The sequence below is a fragment of the Phenylobacterium sp. LjRoot219 genome, assembly GCF_964252995.1.
Taxonomy (GTDB): domain Bacteria; phylum Pseudomonadota; class Alphaproteobacteria; order Caulobacterales; family Caulobacteraceae; genus Phenylobacterium.
This window is the reverse complement of sequence record NZ_CAXUQI020000001.1, coordinates 2616879-2632772: the sequence shown is the minus strand read 5'-3', so window position 1 is coordinate 2632772 and position 15894 is coordinate 2616879. Positions and strand designations below refer to the sequence as shown.

Here is a 15894-nt window from a genome sequence, read left to right as displayed (position 1 = left end):
GCTTCGACGTCTGAGCGGAAACCCCCTCAGTCGCTACGCGACAGCTCCCCCTGAGGGGGAGCATCTTTGGCAGCGTTATCCCGCAACTGCTGCATCAGCGGGATCAGCTTGTCCTGCACGACCAGGGCGTTGAAGTGCTCGGCGATCGCCGCGAGGCGGCCGTCGCGGATGCGGAAGACGAAGATGTAGGTGTTGCCGTAGGGCTCGCCGTTGACCAGCACACCTTCGGAGGTCGCCTCGGCCACCACCCGGTCGTCCTCGGCGGTCAGCGACTGGATCGTGAAGGCCAGCGGCTGGGCGCACATTCCCGCCAGGATTCGGATCAGGCCCTGATAGGTCGCCCGGTCCAGTACGCCCTGGGTGGTGGTCCAGGCGGTCATGTCGGGCGTCAGCAGGCTGTCCGGCAGCTCGCCCGCGGTCACGGCGGCGAAATAGGCTCGGGCCAGATCCTTGTTGGCTTCGCTCACTGAGATCCTCCGGCGACCGGCACGTAGGGCTTGATGTGCCAGGCGCGTGGGTCGCTGGCGTCGTGCCGGAAGATCCCGGGATCGACCCCGGCCATGGCTTCCGGCCAGCGCTCGGCCATCGTCTCCAGCGTCATGGCGGCGGCCTCGAAGCCCGGCGTGCGGGCGAGGTACAGGCGGCTGACGTGGCCCCCCATCGACTCCACGCACTCGCCGGTGAACGGGCAGGCCTCGTGCGCCAGGAAGGCGACCGCCGGCGAGACAAGTTCGGGCGGCATGTGCTCGCGGGCGTGGGCGATCCAGGGCGAGCTCTCGTCCTGCGCCGCCATCACCATCCGGGTGAAGGCCCCGGGGATCACGCTGTTGGCGAGGATTCCGTGCTCCGCGCCTTCGGCGGCCAGCGCGCGGGTGAAGGCGAAGACCCCGGCCTTGGCCGCGGCGTAGGCCGACTGCCAGGCGAAGCCGGCCATCGAGCCCGAGGAACTGTTGACGATGCGGCCGTAGCCCTGGGCCGTCATGTGGGCCCAGGCGGCGCGGCAGGTCGCCACCGTGCCCATCAGGTTGACGTCGATCGATTGGCGGAAGTCCTCCGGGGTCATCTCCTCGAAGGCGACCACCCGGCAGACGCCGGCGTTGTTGATCAGGATGTCGATGCGGCCGAAGGCGTCGAGCGCGGTCTGGACAATCGCCGCCGCGCCGTCGTCGGTCGCCACCGAGTGGGTGTCGGCGACCGCCTCGCCGCCGCGCGCGCGGATCTCCGCGACGACGGCCTCGGCCGACGCCACGCCCGGATAGCCGAGCGCCGCGGGCAATTGGCCGATGTCGTTGACGACCACCTTGGCGCCACGCTGCGCCAGCAGCAGGGCGTGCGCCCGCCCCAGGCTCGGGTCGCCGCCGGCGCCGGTGACCACCGCGACCCGGCCGTCGAAACGCAACGCTTCCATCGCATCCTCCCTGATGCGGGTCCGCGTCAGTTGCGCTGCGCGAACCGGTTGGCGGCAGCCTCGAAGTGGCGGCGCGGATTGTCCACGAACATCTTGTCGAGATCGCCTTGGCTGACCCCGGCCTCGAGCAGCGCCGGGATCACCTGCTGGTGGATGTGCAGGTAGTGGTGGTCCGGCATGGCGCGGTTGTAGTCGTCGACGGTCGGGAAATAGTCCGACCAGCAGGTGCAGTCGTGGCTCAGCGTCAGCCGGTCGGCGTAGCCGCGCTTGACCATCTCGACAATGGTCGCGACCCGCTGCTCGGTGGTGATGGTGAAGTTGATGCCGAACCGGTCCATGCCGAGCAGCGAGCCGCGGTCGGCAAGCTGCATCAGGTAGTCGAGGTCGGTGGTGTCGCCGCAGTGGCCGATCAGTACGTCTTCGAGGTCGACGCCTTCCTCGCTCATCACCTGCTGGACGACCAGGCCGCTGTGGGTCTGCGAGGCGGTGTGGACGGTGATCGGCGTTCCGGTCAGCAGGTGGGTGCGGGCCACCGCCCGCATCACCCGCTCGACGCCCTTGGTCAGGCCGGGGGTGTCGATGGCGCACTTCAGCTCGCCGGCCTTGATCCCGGTCCCGGCGACGCCCTCGGTGATGTCGCGGACGAAGTGCTCGATCATCGGCTCGGGCGCGTCGTGCAGCAGTCCCGGCCCGTAGAAGGCGAACGGGCCGGGCGTCTCGTCGAAGGTGTAGGCCCCGGTCGAGATGATGATGTTCAGCTCGGTCTGGGCGGCGACCTTGGCCAGGCTGGGGATGTGCCGGCCCAGGCCCAGCACGGTGAGGTCGATGATGGTGTCGACGCCGGTGGCCTTCAGCGCGTTCAGCTTGGCCGCGGCGCGGGTGATGGTCTCGTCTTCGAAGAAGTCCGGACGGTAGTTGAGCGTGTATTCCGTGTTCATCAGGAACACGTGCTCGTGCACCAGCACCCGGCCGAGCGCGCTGACGTCGATCGGTCCGCGAATGGTCTGGACCTGGGCCATGTCCTGCTCTTTCAGGCGCCGACCGCGGCGCCGGCGATCGGCTCTTCGCCCGCCAGCGTGGTGCGGTGCATCATCCGGCCGCTGTCGTCCGGATAGGGTTCGACCCGGTGCATGGTGCCGCAGTTGTCCCAGATCACGGTGTCGCCGACCGTCCATTCGTGGCGGTAGACGAACTTCGGCTGGGTGGTCCATTGCTGCAGCTCGGCGAGCAGGGCGCGGCCCTCGGCCTCGTCCATGCCCTCGATCCAGTCAGCGCTGGAGCCGAGCACCAGCGACTTGCGCCCTGACTGGTGGGTCCAGACCAGCGGATGGACCTTCGGCGGGTAGCTCGCCCAGCGTTCCCGCATCTCCGCCGGCGCGTTGGCGAAGACGTCGCGCTGGCTGGCCGCCATGGTGTGCACGACGCGGACGTGCTCGAGCTCGCGCTTGCGCGCCTCGGGCAGGTCGTCATAGGCCGCGTAGGTGTTGGAGAACTCGGTCTGGCCGCCGATCGCCGAGATCTTGCGCGCGCTGAGGATCGAGCCGCGGGCCGGCAGGTCGTCGCTGAAGCCGTCGATGTGCCACAGCACCGTGCCGCGGAGGTATTCCGCCGTCGGCGTCACCTTCGAGTCGAGGGTCACCTTGTAGATGCCCTTCTCGCCTAGGCTGACGATGTCGCCGAGGGTCTTGGAGAAGACCAGCTGCTCCTCGTCGGTGAAGTCGATCTGCGGGAAGACCAGGACGCCGCGGAGCTCGAGCAGTTCGCGGATCTCGGCGGCCTTCGCGCCGGAGGTCAGCGTCGCCTTGTCGGCCTCGATCCGGGCGCCGATGCGGGGTGAGATATCGCTCGCGACGAACGGCACTGGCTGTCCTCCCATGTCGGATTGACGGACTCATCCGAGCGGTCCGCTTTTATCTGCTGATAATGGCCGGATCCGGCCGTCCGTGATCTTGACCCTTTCGGACAATCGGACCCGGGCCGACGTCAGATGTCGATGCAGATCTTGCCGACGTGCCGGCCGGCCTGCAGGTGGCGGAACGCCTCGGCCAGGTCGGCGAGCGGGAAGGCGCGGTCGATCACCGGCCGAACGCCGTTGGTCTCGATGGCGCGGACCATGTCGATCTGGTCTCGGCGGCTGCCGACGGTCACGCCCTGCAGCCGCAGCCGCTTGGCCTGGACGATGGCGAACGGGATGGTGTCGACGTTGAAGCCGGCCACCGCGCCGATGATCGCCACATGGCCGCCGGTGCGGGCGGCGACCAGCGACTGGGCCATGGTGTTCGGCCCGCCGACCTCGACGATGTGATCGACGCCGAGCCCGTCGGTCAGCGCCAGCGCGGCTTCGCCCCACTTCTCGACTTCGCGGTGGTTGATCACGTGGTCGGCCCCGAGCGCCTTCAGCCGCTCCAGCTTCTCCGGGCTCGACGAGGTGGCGATCACCGTCGCCCCGGCGGCCTTGGCGAACTGCAGCGCGAACAGCGAGACCCCGCCGGTGCCCTGGACCAGCACGCGCGCGCCGGGCTTCAGCCGGCCGTCGGTGATCAGCGCGCGCCAGGCGGTGACCCCGGCGCAGGTGAGCGTCGCGGCCTCGGCGAACGACAGCCCCTTGGGCGCGCGGGTGAAATGGGTCGCCGGGCGGGTGGCGTACTCGCAGGCGAAGCCGTCGGCCGGGCCGCCCGGGCTGGCGGTGAGCTGCGCGCGCTCCATGTGGCCGTCCAGCCAGGCGGGATGGAAGGTGCTGACGACCGCGTCGCCCGGCTTGAACTCGGTGACGCCCGCGCCGACCTCGAGCACTTCGCCGGCCCCGTCGGACAGCGGGATCAGCCCGTCGACGGCGGGGAAGACGCCGGTCGCCACCAAGACGTCGCGGAAGTTCAGCGACGCGGCGCGCACCCGCACCTTGATCTCGCCCGGGCCCGGCGCCGGCGCCTCGGCGCTTTCGAGCACGAGGTTGTCCAGGCTGGCCGGCTGCCGGATCCGCATCGCCTTCATGAGTTCGTCTCCCCGCGCGTTGTCTTGCGGTCGCACCCTAGCCTGGGCAGCGCCTGCGTCTCCAGAACGGTCTCACTCCGATCGCGCGCTGAGTTCCAGCCAGTCGAGCTCCTCCTCGGCGCGCCGGTAGGCGACGTCGCCAATCGTCCCGGCGCTGCGGAGGTCGTCGATCGCGGTGCGGGCGGCGGCCACGGCCTGGCGCCTCAGCAGGTTGTCGCGGGTGTCGCGCGGATCTTCGCCCTCGCGCGCGCGGCCGATGGCGTCGGCGTACTGCGCGCGCAGCCGCTGCGCGGCGGGCGAGTCGTCCTGCTCCAGCGTCGCCATCGCCGCCTTGAGCGCCATCTTCCGCGCCAGGGCGAGCTCGGTCTCGACGATGGTGTCCTTCGGCAGCTTCAGCAGCAGCAGCAGCGGCCGCAGGGTCAGGCCCTGGATCAGCAGGGTGCCCAACACCACAACGAAAGCGGTCAGCAGGATGAACTCGCGGTAGGGGAAGGCCGCGGGCAGCGCCAGGGCCGCCGCCAGGGTGACGATGCCGCGCATCCCCGACCAGCCGACCACCAGCGCGTCCTTGGCGGTCGGCGCCGCCATCGTCGGAGCCGCAGCGCGCGGGACCAGCCGGCCGTTCAGCGTCGCCGCCGCGTGGTGCGCCAGCACCCACAGCAGCCGCACCGCGATCACCACGGCCAGGATCAGCAGCGCGCCGCTGAAGTAGCGCAGCTGCTCGGCCTGGCTCAGCGCCTCCAGGATCGGCCGCAGCTGCAGGCCGATCAGGGTGAAGGCCAGGATGTTCAGCACCGCCGTCACCGTCTCCCAGATGGCGAAGGACGGGATGCGCAGCCGGGCCGGGATCGGCGGCATGCTACGCCGCGCGACCGTCAGGCCGAAGACGACGATGGTGACCACGCCGGACAGGCCGAGGCGTTCGGCGAGCAGCCACACCGCGAAGGTCGTCACGAACTGGAATATGACCGAGCTGGGCGCGTCCTGGATCCGCGCCGTCATCATCGCCACCGGCCGGGCCATGACCCAGCCGGCGACGACGCTGCCGACAAAGACCAGCGCAAAGGCCGGCGCCGCCTCGGCGACGCTGAAGCCGCCGGCGGCGACCGCGCCGACGGCGAGCCGGTAGATCAGCAGGGCCGAGGCGTCGTTCAGCAGGCTCTCGCCCTCGAGCACCATGCGGATGCGAAACGGCGGGTTCACCTGCCGCAGCACCGCCAGGGCGGCGACGGCGTCAGGCGGGGCGAGCAGGGCTCCGAGCGCGACCGCCGCCGCCCAGGGCAGGTCCGGAATGAGCAGGCGGGCGGTGAACGCCACCGCCACCGTGGTCAGGCCGACCGCGACCAGCACCATCGACGAGATCGGCAGCCAGTTGCGCCGCAGGTCGCGCAGCGACGCGTCGTAGGCCGCGTCGAGCAGCACCGGCGCGACGAACAGCGCCAGGATCAGCTCCGGCGGCAGGCTGAGATGCGGCGCGCCGGGGACCAGGGCGACCAGGGCGCCGCCCAAGGCGAGCAGCGTCGGATAGGGGATGTTCAAGCGCCTGGCGAACGCCGAGAGCAGCGTTGCGCCGAGCAGGATGGCGAGCAGGGTCTCGAATACGTGCATCGCGCCGGGGCCCCTGGGGAGCCGCCATCAGAACCCCAGGCGCGCCGTCGCGCCAACAACCTTGCTGCGCTTCAGGGCTCCAGGCCGTTCGCCCGCCGCTCGGCCAGCACCTGTTCGGCGTGCAGGCGCATGACCACCAGGGCGACGATCAGGAACACCGCGGCCGGGATGATCACCAGCACGCCGGTCCAGACCGGCGCGTTCCAGAACATCGCGCCGCAGAAGAACACCGCCTTGCCGAACGAATAGGACTCGATCGCCCAGCCGGCGTAGGCCTTCTTCACCAGGCCGCCGCCGCCGGGCAGGAACGACTGGGCCGCCTGCTGCATCAGGGTCGCGTAGACGCTGGGGGTCAGGCCGCCCCAGCGGATCACCAGCACATCGGGCCCGAACCGGGCGAGCAGGAAGAAGATCACCACGCCGGTGTACTGCGGGTGAGCGGACAGCAGATACGAGCAGGCGATCAGGTCGCAGACGCAGTCGGCGACGAGATCCATGCTTTCGCCGAAGCTGGAGGTCTTCTTCAGCCGCCGCGCCAGCTGGCCGTCGAGCGTGTCGGTATACCAGAACACCGCCATGAACACCGCCGTGGCGACGTACGGGTTCCATTGCACGCCAGCGAACAGGCTGGCGACGATCAGGCCGGTGATCACGATGCGGCTGAGCGTGACCAAGTTGTTCGGCCAGCACAGCACGCGCCCCAGCGCGCCCCAGCCGGAGATGGACTCCGCCCGTGCCTGGGCCACAGGCCCGGTGTTCTCGATGGTCATGTTACAGCCCCCGCTGTCGCCCAGCGGCCGCCCCCGGCGGCTGGGTGGAGCGGAAGGTGACGCAGCTTCGCGCGTCTGTCAGCGACTAATATCCGTCGCGGGAGGACCTCGTGTCTTCGCCGTGAGTTCTTAACCGGTCAATCGGTTGCACAGGTGACGCATGGCCGTCGTCGTCACAGGCTTCTTCGGGGCGGACACGAGCGCGCTGGACCCTTTCGGCCAGGCCCGGGTCATCACCACGACGTCCAGCTTCAACACCACGACCACCAGCTTTAACAGCCTGGGCGGCGACACCCTGGTGACGCTCGGACCCACGACCCCGTCCCTTGGAACGCTGATGCCCACCCTAGGGCCTCTGACGCCCTCGTTGGGGTCGGTGTTCCTCGACAGCGGGGATTCCTTCGTCACCAACGCGTTGATCACCACGACGGCCGTCACCAGCACGACCGACCTGTTGCTGACCGGGCGCGGTGACGACCGGCTGATCCGCGGCAGCGGCTTCGACGAGGTGCTGGACGGCGGGCGCGGCGACAACACCATCTCCGGCGGCGGCGGCGACGACATCATCACCGCTTCGACCTCCATCGGCTCCAACGTCCTGCGTGGCGGCCTGGGCGACGACGTCATCCGCGGCGGCGCGGACTTCGACGACATCAACGGCAATCAGGGGAACGATTCGATCGAGGGCGGCGAAGGCGGCGACGACTGGCTGCTCGGCGGCCAGGGCGACGACGTCATTCTCGCCGTCGCCGGCAACGTGGTCATCAACGGCAACCTGGGCGCGGACTGCCTCACCGGCGGTGGCGGCCGCGACGTCATCCGCGGCGGCCAGGGCGACGATCTGCTGTTCGGCGGCGCGGGGGACGACCAGGTCTTCGGCGACCGCGGCGGCGACAGCATGGCCGGCGGCGCCGGGGCCGACACCTTCCACGTCGCGACCGGCGACGGACGCGACGTAATCGTCGATTTCGACGCCGCGCGCGGCGACCATCTGCAGCTCGACCCCGGCGCGACCTTCGAGCTGCGCCAGGTCGGCCTGGACACGCTGGTGGACCTACGCGACGGCGATCAGGTCGTGCTTATCGGCGTCCGCGTCTCGAGCCTGACCGACGGCTGGGTGATCACCTGAACCGCAGCGCCTTCAGGCCGCCGCTTCTTGGCGCAGCACTTCGGCCAGCGCGTGCGGGCGGGTGTTCATCGCCTGGTGTCCGCAGTCCAGGCGGATGCGCCGCTCGGCCTTGAAGCGGTCGGCGAAGATCTCCTGCCAGGCGACCGGCAGCACCGCGTCGCGCAGGCAGAGCACGTAGCTGGCCGGCGTCGCGGCGAGGTGGTCGTAGGGCCAGTCGGACGCGGCGTACATCGGCGCAGGCCAGGCGTCGGCGCCGAGCTTGTCTAGGAAGGCCTCCGTCCCGGCCGCGCCCATGTCGTTGCAGAACAGGGAGCGGAACAGCGCGCGCGGATCGCTCGGCGCCTCCTTGGGCGTCGCCACGGCGTCGCTGTCGGGGAGGCTGGCGCGGAAGTCCAGGACGGTCTGGCCGGGCAGGGGGGCGATGGCGCTGACATAGACCGCCCGGCGGAACCGTTGCGGCTCCAGTCCGATCAGCCGCGGCAGCACCGTGCCGGCCTGCGAATGGCCGACCAGCAGCACGTCGCGCAAGCCCGCGGCCGCGATCTCGGCGAACAGTTCGGCGGCGACCTCGTCCGGTCCCAGCCCATCGGTCGCACGGCCGCGCTTGGTTCCGCAGCCCGGCACGTCGAGCACCAGCGCGCGGCCGAAGCCGCCGCCGGTCTGCCGGTCGAGCGCCGCCAGCGTCTCGTCCCAGACCCAACCGCCCTGGGCGCCGCCGTGCAGGAAGACGTAGTCGGTCGGCGTCATGCGGGCGGCGCCGTCAGACCATGGTGTCGGTCAGCAGGCGGTCGCCTGCGCCGTCGTTCTCGAACCGGCCGAGGCCGTAGTCGCCCTTGATCGTCGTCCGCTGCATGCGCCGCGGGTGCTTCGGATCGCTGCCGCTGACCGCGTGCAGCATCCGCCAGTTGTCCCAGATCAGCATGTCGGTCGGCCGCCACTGGTGGAAATAGGGGCGGACCTTGCGGTTGATCTCCTGGCAGACCGCTTCAAGCAGCGCTTCGCCCTCCGGCGTCTCGCGGCCGGCGATGCCTTCCGACATCCACGGCGAGACGTGCAGCACCTTGCGGTCGTCCTGGCGGGTCCAGACCGCCGGATGCAGCGCCCGCGACAGCGTCTTGGCGAAGTCCTGGGTCTTCTTGGCGTTTTCCGGCGTGAAGACCACCTTCAGGTCGGCCGGGCGGCCGAAGCGCATCGTCTCGAAGGTCACGTTCAGCGTGTAGAGGATGTCCGCGCCTTCGATCTGCTTCAGCAGTTCGGGGTCGATGTCCTGGTAGAGCTGGACGCCGTCGGCGAAGCCGGTCAGCCCGCCTTCCGGCGGAATGTCGATGGCCCGCAGCACGCCGGCCCGGTTCAACTCGTTGTTGTAGCAGTGGTCGAAATGCCAGGGCAGCCACTGCGCCAGCACGCGGCCGCCGACCTCGACGATCTTGCCGCTCTCGCCGCCGTCGTAGCGCATGTCGATCACCCCCGGCATCAGGCTCGGGTCGACGCGCGAGACGTTCGGCACCGGGTGATCCTTCATCGGGCCGAACACGTCGCTGATCTCGACGTGCATCTGCGAGGTCGGCTCGACATCCTCGAAGATGATCATGCCGCGGTCCTCGAAGACCTCGCTGATCTGCCGGCGGATGGCGGGGTCGCGCAGCGCCGCGTGGGTGACGCCGGTGATGCGCGCGCCGAACGCGAGGTCGTCCTGTAGCGGCCGGACTTCGATCGACGCCATCGTGTTCTCTCCCTTGTTTGTTGCGCCCAGCGGACGCCAAAAGCCGCCAGGGCGCAAGAACGCTCCGGCGATGTTAGCGCCGCGGGGCCAGCCGAAGGCGCCGCGTCGGACAAGCGAAGTGCGATTAGCGCTTGGCGGCCAGCCGCTGCTCGGGGTCTTCTGGCGACAACGGTCAAGAACCTGGGCCAGCCAGCTGGGCCCGGCATGGGAGGATGAAGTCATGGCGCGCATGTCGATCTCTGGCGTCGGTGTCGAATACGAGCTGCTCGGCGAGGCCGGCGCGCCGGCCGTGGCGATCACGCCGGGCGGGCGCTTCCCGATGGACACCCCCGGCGTCCGCGAGCTCGGCGAGAAGCTCGCCGCCGGCGGCCGGCGGGTGCTGCTGTGGGACCGGCCGAACACCGGCTATTCCGACATCTCGTTCGACGACCAGAGCGAGTCCGAGCTTTGCGCGCGGACGCTGACCAAGCTGATCCGCGAGCTGGACCTCGGCCCGACCACCCTGGCCGCCGGCTCGGCCGGCTCGCGCGTCTCGCTGATCGCCGCCTCGCGCGATCCGGAGATCGTCTCGGCCATGGTGCTGTGGTGGATCAGCGGCGGGATGATCGGCCTGGTCAGCCTGGCCAACTACTACTGCGCGGACTCCGCGCTCGCCGCCAGCAAGGGCGGCATGGAGGCGGTGGTCAAGCTGCCGGGCTGGGCCGAGCAGCTGGCCCGCAACCCGAAGAACCGCGACATCCTGCTGGCCCAGGAGCCCAAGGCCTTCATCAAGAAGATGGAGCAGTGGGCCTCCTTCTACCTGCCGAGCAAGGAGTCGCCGGTGCCTGGCATGAGCCCGGCCGACTTCGCCAAGCTGAAGATGCCGGTGCTGCTGTTCCAGAACGGCGAGAGCGACCTCAGCCACACCCGCGAGACCAGCGAATGGGTGCACAAGCTGATCCCGCACTCCGAACTGCGCGATCCGCCGTGGGCCGACGACGAGTGGAACCACCGCTCGGGCACCGCGACGCCCGAGGGGCGGCCGGCGCTGTTCACCGGCTGGCCGGCGATGGCCCCGGCCATTCTCGACTTCACCGCCCGCTAAGCCGCACGCCGTCCGTCACCAGGAGACCGTCATGTCACAGCCCGACACGTCCAATCTGGGCGTCGCGCCCGCCGTGCTGGTGGAGATCTACCGGCAGATGTCGCGCATCCGCGCCGTCGACAAGGCGATCCAGGCCGGCCTCTCGGGCGGCAAGTTCTTCTTCAGCTACTGGCCGATGACCGGCCAGGAATCGATCCCGGCGACGATCTCGCAGCTGATCAGCGCCCGCGACTACATGGTCACCACCTATCGCGGGGTGCATGACCAGGTGGCCAAGGGCGTGGCGCTGGAGGGGCTGTTCGCCGAGATGCTCGGCCGCGAGGGCGGGGTCAACAAGGGCAAGGGCGGCTCGCCGCACATCTCCGACCCGACCTCCGGCTCGATGCTGACCACCGCCATCGTCGGCGCCGGCGCGCCGATCGCCAACGGCCTGGCGCTGGCCGCCCAGGCCCGCGGCGAGGACCGCGTCACCATCGTCAACTTCGGCGACGGCGCGACCAGCATCGGGGCGGTGCACGAGGCGATGAACCTGGCCGGCGTCTGGAAGCTGCCGGTGATCTTCCTCTGCCAGAACAACCTGATCGGCGAGTACACGCCGATCCCCGGCTACACGGCCAGCAAGGACTTCGCCTCGCGCGCCGCCGGCTACGGTTTCAAGGGCGTGAAGCTCGACGCCAACGACGTCGCCGGCTTCCATGCGGGCATGAAGGCGGTGATCGACGAAGTGCGCGCCGGCCACGGCCCGGTGTTCGTCGAGGCCGTCACCTTCCGTCTCGGCCCGCACGCCGGCGTCGGCGACAGCAAGGAGGTCACGGCCGACGTGCTGAAGGCCGCCAAGGCGGCCTGGCCGGTGCCGCGCACCCGCGCGCTGCTGCTCGAGGCTGGCGTCCTCACCGAGGCCGAGCTCGCCGCGATCGACGAAGCGGCGCGCGTCGAGGTCGACGCCGCCATCGAGGCCGCGCTCGCCAGCCCGGTGACGCCGCAGGCCGAGACCCTGCTCGACGTCTACGCCGACCCGGACACGCCGCCGCGCCGCGGCCACCATCCCCGGCGCGCGGAGGAGGCCCAGCCGGCGGGCGAGACCAAGGCCATGCTGATGCTGGAGGCCATCGTCAGCGCCCAGGACCTGGCGCTGGAGGCGGACCCCGGCGTCTTCCTGCTCGGCGAGGACATCGGCGACCCGCCCGGCGGCGTGTTCGCCACCTCGCGTGGCCTGCAGACCAAGCACGGTGAGGCGCGCGTGCGCCCGACGCCGATCGCCGAGACCGCGATCATCGGCGCCGGCATCGGCGCGGCGCTGGTCGGCATGCGGCCCGTCGCCGAGATCATGTTCAACGATTTCGCCGGCGTCTGCCTGGACCAGATCTTCAACCACGCCGCCAAGCAGCGCTACATGTCGGGCGCGGCGACCCATGTGCCGATGACCGTCCGGATGATGGTCGGCGGCGGCATCGGCGGCTTCGGCGCCCAGCACTCGCAGTCGCTGGAGGCCTGGCTGACCCACACGCCGGGCCTGAAGGTCACCTTCCCGTCGACCGCGTTCGACGCCAAGGGGCTGCTCTTGAGCTGCATCTTCGACGAGGACCCCTGCGTGCAGCTGGAGTCGATCAAGCTGCTGCGCGGCGTCCGCGGCGAGGTTCCGCTCGGCGACTACCGGATCCCGCTCGGCGTGGCGAAAGTCCGCCGCGAAGGGACCGACATCAGCTTCATCACTTACGGCTGGCAGGTGCAGGAATGCCTGGCCGCCGCCGAGGAGCTGGCCAAGGACGGCGTCAGCGCCGAGGTGGTCGACCTGCGCACCCTGGTGCCGCTCGACTACGCCCGGGTGCTCGACTCGGTGAAGAAGACCCGCCGGGCGCTGGTGGTGCACGCCGCCACCGAGTTCGGCGGCTTCGGCGGCGAGCTGGCCAGCACCATCAGCGAGCAGCTGTTCTCGACGCTGAAGGCCCCGGTCGGCCGGCTCGGCGCTGATTTTGCGCCGATCGCCTACTCGCGCGAGATCGAAATGAGCCAGATCCCGAGCGCCAACTCCATCGTCGCGCGTGCGCGCGAAGTGCTTGCTTACAAGGCCTGAGGACCGAACTGCGAATGACGACTCCGCTGACCATACCGCGTCTCGAAATGGCCATGACCGAAGGCGGTCTCGCCCAGTGGCTCGTCGACGACGGCGCCCAGGTGAACGAGGGCGATCCGATCTATGTGCTGGAGACCGAGAAGGCCTCCCAGGAGATCGCCGCCCCAGCCTCGGGCAAGCTGGTGCAGAAGGCCGCGGCCGGTTCGATCTACCCGGTCGGCACCGACATCGGCGAGATCGTCTAGAGCCCTTCCCACTCGCTATGGATCACGCGAGTGGATGAGAAGGGCTCTCACTCCAAGACGACGACCCTGTTTGTCCCGCCTGACTTGCCTCAAGTCAGGCGGGACAGGGGCTAGCGCTCGGCGAGCGGGTTGCGCGGATCCAGCGGCAGCCCGGCCGCCTGCCGGCGTTTCAGCAGCGTCAACCAGCCGTGCAGGGCCTCGCAGTCGAGGCCGTGCATCATCAGCCGGTAGCCCGCCTGCAAGGTGGAGAGCGGCACCAGCGGGTGGCCGTTCTTGATGAACGCCATGTGGTAGTCGGTGCCGAGGATCTTGCCGATGTAGATGGCGACCGTCTCGTCGAGTTGCAGCGACTGGGCCGCGCGCACGAAGTCGCTTCGCGGCAGCAGCAGGGCGTAGAGCGGCGTGTAGATCTCGATCGCGGTCTGCACGTCGACGAAGTTCAGCCGGCCGCGCGGCAAGGGCGCGAGTTCGATCGGTTCGTCAGAGATCGCCGAGAAGTCCGGGGCCTCGACCGGCTCCAGGTCGCGGTGCTGGGCGCGCAGGGCGGCGTTCAGCTGGATGATGAAGTTGAAGATGTTGAGGTCGTGCTGGAGGAAGACGTTGTCCTCCAGCTCCTTCAGCCGGCGCGGGCGCAGCGGAACCGTCTCGACCTCGACCGGCCCGGCGTTGGCCTTGATGAAGGCCAGCAACTCGGTGCCGATGTGGAAGTGGCGCAGGATCAGCGTGTTCGCCTCCGGCGTGGCGAAGGTGCGCAGGCCCCAGTGGATCAGCCGGTGCAGGGCCCCGTTGAGGTTCGGGTGGTGGGGCGAGAACCCGCGGGCGATCTTCACCAGGATGAAGAAGGCGAACACCGCCGGGCGGACGATCGGGAACAGCCAGCGCCGCGACCAGGTCCGGTTGCCCTTGAGCAGCGCAAGCTTCGCCTCCGGCGCCAGCGGCATGCCCTGGTCGAGGTAGAGCGCCAGCCACGGATCCGGATCGCGCGGGTCGTAGCCGGCCAGGTCGAACGCCGGATCGCTCACGCCAGGATCTCCTCGATCTGCAGCGCGTACAGCCGGGCGGTGACCCGCGCAGTCTTGACGATGCGGGCGGCGACCGCGTCGTCCGGCAACACCATCGCCAGCATCGCCTCGAACTCGGCGATGTGCTCGACGTCGTTCTCGCCGTGATAGAGTAGGAAGCGCACCGCCTCGTCGGGCAGCCCGAGCTGGCGGCGCACCATCGCGCCCCATTCGGCGGCCTTGATGGAGCCCAGCCCCTCGATGATCCACATCGCGCCGAGCTGGCCGAACGGGTTGGGGCGCGAGGCTTCGTGGAACATCCAGGCCGACAGCGCCTCGGAGCCGATGTTTTTCTCCGCCGCGCGGATGGTCTCCAGCGCGCCGCCGGTGGCGACGTAGTCGGCCTCCAGCAGCCGGAAGTCGCGGTGCTCGGTCACCGCGTGCCGCATCAAGGTCGAGCGCAGCTCGAGATGGTCGTCGTCGATGTTCGAGGCCGCCCGCGACATCCACAGCGCGCCGTCCTTCACCTGCTGGCGCAGGCTGACCAGGAAGGCCTGGTAGTCGGCCAGGGCGAAGCGCCCGCGGGTCAGCTTGCGGATCAGCGGGGCCTGCTCCAGCCGCCCCTCGAACTCGGTGAAGACGATCGTCAGCTGGCGCAGGACGTCGGCGGTGGTGCTCACGCCACGGCCTCCAGCAGCATGAAGCCGACGAAGGCGCGGCCGCTCTCCGGCACGATGCAGAGCACCTGCTCGCCGGGCTTCAGCCGGTCGGTCGCCAGGAATTCGTCGAGCATCACCCAGATCGAGGCCGAGCCGATGTTGCCGACGGTGAGGAGGTTCGAGAACCACTTCGCCTCGGGGATGGCGCCGGCCGTCTTCTCCAGCAGCGAGACGATCTCCTCCCGCAGCGAGCGCGCCGAATAGTGACAGAGCAGATGGTCGATCTCGTCGGGGACGATCCGCCGATCGTCGACCTTCTGCAGATAGACGCCGATCCAGGCGCGGATCACCCGCTTCAGGAGCTCGAAATCCTGCAGCAGGGCGATCGAGCCCTGCGCATGGGCGGCGGCCGGGCCAGCGAACGCCCAAGTCGACAGCGGATCGGCGCGGCCGTCGACGGCGGCGCCGGCCCACATGCACGGGTCGAAGCGGTCGGCCAGCGACACCAGGTCGATGAACCGCACCTTCAGCGACAGGCGGCCGGGGCGCGGCTGCGGCTCCATGACGATCGCCCCGGCGCCGTCCGACAGCGTGAAGCGCAGATAGTCGGCGTCGGGCCGCAGCCGGCCCTTGGCGTCGACCAGGGCGGTGCCTTCGTAGAAGCTCGGCTGGAACCAGCGCGAGGAGAACTCGCTGGCCGCGGCCGCCGCCGCCTGGTGCTCGCCGGCGCGGACCGACAGCCAGGCGGCCTTCGCCGCCATCAGCGAGGCGCCGCACACCGACTGGAAGCTGGCGATCTCCAGTGGGCCGCCGCCGAGCTCGGCGTGCACGCCGCTGGCGTGGCCGGGCGCCAGGTAGTCGCCCTGGGTGGTGGCGGCGGCGAGGTAGCTGATGTCCTCGCGGCCGAGGCCGGCGTCGTCCAGCGCCGCGCGCACCGCGCGGGCGCACATCTCGGCGTTCGAATGGGTCGCGCGCCGCTCCGCGTCGTAGGCGTAGTGGCGGGTGCGCACGCCGTTCCAGCGCAAGGCCCGGCGGCCCATGCGGCTGTCGCGACCGCCCACACGGCCCAGGTAGTCCTCCATCGACTCAACGCCGATCGGTTCGCCTGGCAGGAATGCGCCGGTGCCGGTGATGTAGACGTCGCGGAGGTCGCTCATTCAACTCAGGGTGAGCGATTGCGGCGTCGAGGTGAAGCCCGGAAG

Annotated in this window: 16 protein-coding genes; 4 read left to right on the top strand and 12 right to left on the bottom strand. The window is 70.0% G+C overall.

Going from position 1 to position 15894, the window contains the following annotated elements; genetic code table 11:
• Window positions 1–26 precede the first annotated feature (26 nt).
• From ACSQ14_RS12910 to ACSQ14_RS12880, 7 genes are all read right to left on the bottom strand, one after another.
• A complete protein-coding gene (locus tag ACSQ14_RS12910; RefSeq protein WP_436013343.1) occupies window positions 27–467 on the bottom strand; it encodes a nuclear transport factor 2 family protein in 441 nt (146 codons plus the stop codon).
• Window positions 464–1408 (bottom strand): SDR family NAD(P)-dependent oxidoreductase, encoded by a 945-nt coding sequence (locus ACSQ14_RS12905; RefSeq protein WP_436013341.1) that lies wholly within the window; start codon window positions 1406–1408, stop codon window positions 464–466. The genes ACSQ14_RS12910 and ACSQ14_RS12905 overlap by 4 nt, the downstream gene beginning before the upstream one ends.
• 26 nt (window positions 1409–1434) lie before the next feature.
• Window positions 1435–2427 carry a phosphotriesterase family protein gene (locus ACSQ14_RS12900; protein WP_436013338.1) on the bottom strand — a complete coding sequence of 331 codons (993 nt, stop codon included), beginning with the start codon at window positions 2425–2427 and terminating at the stop codon, window positions 1435–1437.
• An 11-nt stretch (window positions 2428–2438) separates the two neighbouring features.
• Window positions 2439–3269, bottom strand: coding sequence for a TauD/TfdA dioxygenase family protein (locus tag ACSQ14_RS12895; protein ID WP_436013336.1), 831 nt, complete (start codon window positions 3267–3269; stop codon window positions 2439–2441).
• Window positions 3270–3391: 122 nt separating this feature from the next.
• Window positions 3392–4399, bottom strand: coding sequence for a zinc-dependent alcohol dehydrogenase family protein (locus tag ACSQ14_RS12890; protein WP_436013334.1), 1008 nt, complete (start codon window positions 4397–4399; stop codon window positions 3392–3394).
• Between the two features lie 72 nt (window positions 4400–4471).
• Entirely contained in the window at window positions 4472–6007 is a 1536-nt protein-coding gene (locus ACSQ14_RS12885) for a cation:proton antiporter (RefSeq protein ID WP_436013332.1), read from the bottom strand.
• Window positions 6008–6078: 71 nt separating this feature from the next.
• On the bottom strand, window positions 6079–6777 hold the full coding sequence (locus ACSQ14_RS12880) for a CDP-alcohol phosphatidyltransferase family protein (protein WP_436013329.1): 699 nt from the start codon (window positions 6775–6777) through the stop codon (window positions 6079–6081).
• Window positions 6778–6937: 160 nt separating this feature from the next.
• On the opposite strand from ACSQ14_RS12880, the gene ACSQ14_RS12875 reads away from it, so the two are divergent.
• Window positions 6938–7906, top strand: coding sequence for a calcium-binding protein (locus ACSQ14_RS12875; RefSeq protein ID WP_436013327.1), 969 nt, complete (start codon window positions 6938–6940; stop codon window positions 7904–7906).
• 12 nt (window positions 7907–7918) lie between these two features.
• Here ACSQ14_RS12875 and ACSQ14_RS12870 read toward each other — a convergent pair whose 3' ends face one another.
• Both ACSQ14_RS12870 and ACSQ14_RS12865 read right to left on the bottom strand, forming a co-directional pair.
• The gene (locus ACSQ14_RS12870) at window positions 7919–8653 is read right to left on the bottom strand and encodes an alpha/beta fold hydrolase (RefSeq protein ID WP_436013325.1); all 735 of its coding nucleotides are present in this window, start codon (window positions 8651–8653) and stop codon (window positions 7919–7921) included.
• A gap of 13 nt (window positions 8654–8666) precedes the next feature.
• Entirely contained in the window at window positions 8667–9629 is a 963-nt protein-coding gene (locus tag ACSQ14_RS12865) for a TauD/TfdA dioxygenase family protein (RefSeq protein ID WP_436013323.1), read from the bottom strand.
• A 220-nt stretch (window positions 9630–9849) separates the two neighbouring features.
• Here ACSQ14_RS12865 and ACSQ14_RS12860 point away from each other — a divergent pair, with 220 nt between their 5' ends.
• Genes ACSQ14_RS12860 through ACSQ14_RS12850 form a run of 3 tightly spaced genes read left to right on the top strand, consistent with a single transcriptional unit; the run spans window position 9850 to window position 13032 of the window.
• Window positions 9850–10713 (top strand): alpha/beta fold hydrolase, encoded by an 864-nt coding sequence (locus ACSQ14_RS12860; RefSeq protein WP_436013321.1) that lies wholly within the window; start codon window positions 9850–9852, stop codon window positions 10711–10713.
• A gap of 31 nt (window positions 10714–10744) precedes the next feature.
• Complete coding sequence (locus tag ACSQ14_RS12855; protein WP_436013319.1) at window positions 10745–12787, top strand: alpha-ketoacid dehydrogenase subunit alpha/beta; 2043 nt, start codon at window positions 10745–10747, stop codon at window positions 12785–12787.
• A gap of 14 nt (window positions 12788–12801) precedes the next feature.
• Window positions 12802–13032, top strand: a complete 231-nt coding sequence (locus ACSQ14_RS12850; protein WP_436013317.1) for a lipoyl domain-containing protein — start codon at window positions 12802–12804, stop codon at window positions 13030–13032.
• 110 nt (window positions 13033–13142) lie between these two features.
• Here ACSQ14_RS12850 and ACSQ14_RS12845 read toward each other — a convergent pair whose 3' ends face one another.
• The 3 genes from ACSQ14_RS12845 to ACSQ14_RS12835 are packed head-to-tail and all read right to left on the bottom strand — an operon-like array spanning window position 13143 to window position 15849.
• Window positions 13143–14054: a DUF6999 family protein gene (locus ACSQ14_RS12845; protein ID WP_436013315.1), complete on the bottom strand. Its 912-nt coding sequence runs from the start codon at window positions 14052–14054 to the stop codon at window positions 13143–13145.
• Complete coding sequence (locus ACSQ14_RS12840; protein ID WP_436015411.1) at window positions 14051–14773, bottom strand: iron-containing redox enzyme family protein; 723 nt, start codon at window positions 14771–14773, stop codon at window positions 14051–14053. The genes ACSQ14_RS12845 and ACSQ14_RS12840 overlap by 4 nt, the downstream gene beginning before the upstream one ends.
• Complete coding sequence (locus ACSQ14_RS12835; protein ID WP_436013313.1) at window positions 14710–15849, bottom strand: beta-ketoacyl-ACP synthase III; 1140 nt, start codon at window positions 15847–15849, stop codon at window positions 14710–14712. Before ACSQ14_RS12835 ends, ACSQ14_RS12840 begins: the two co-directional genes overlap by 64 nt.
• Between the last annotated feature and the right edge of the window lie 45 nt (window positions 15850–15894).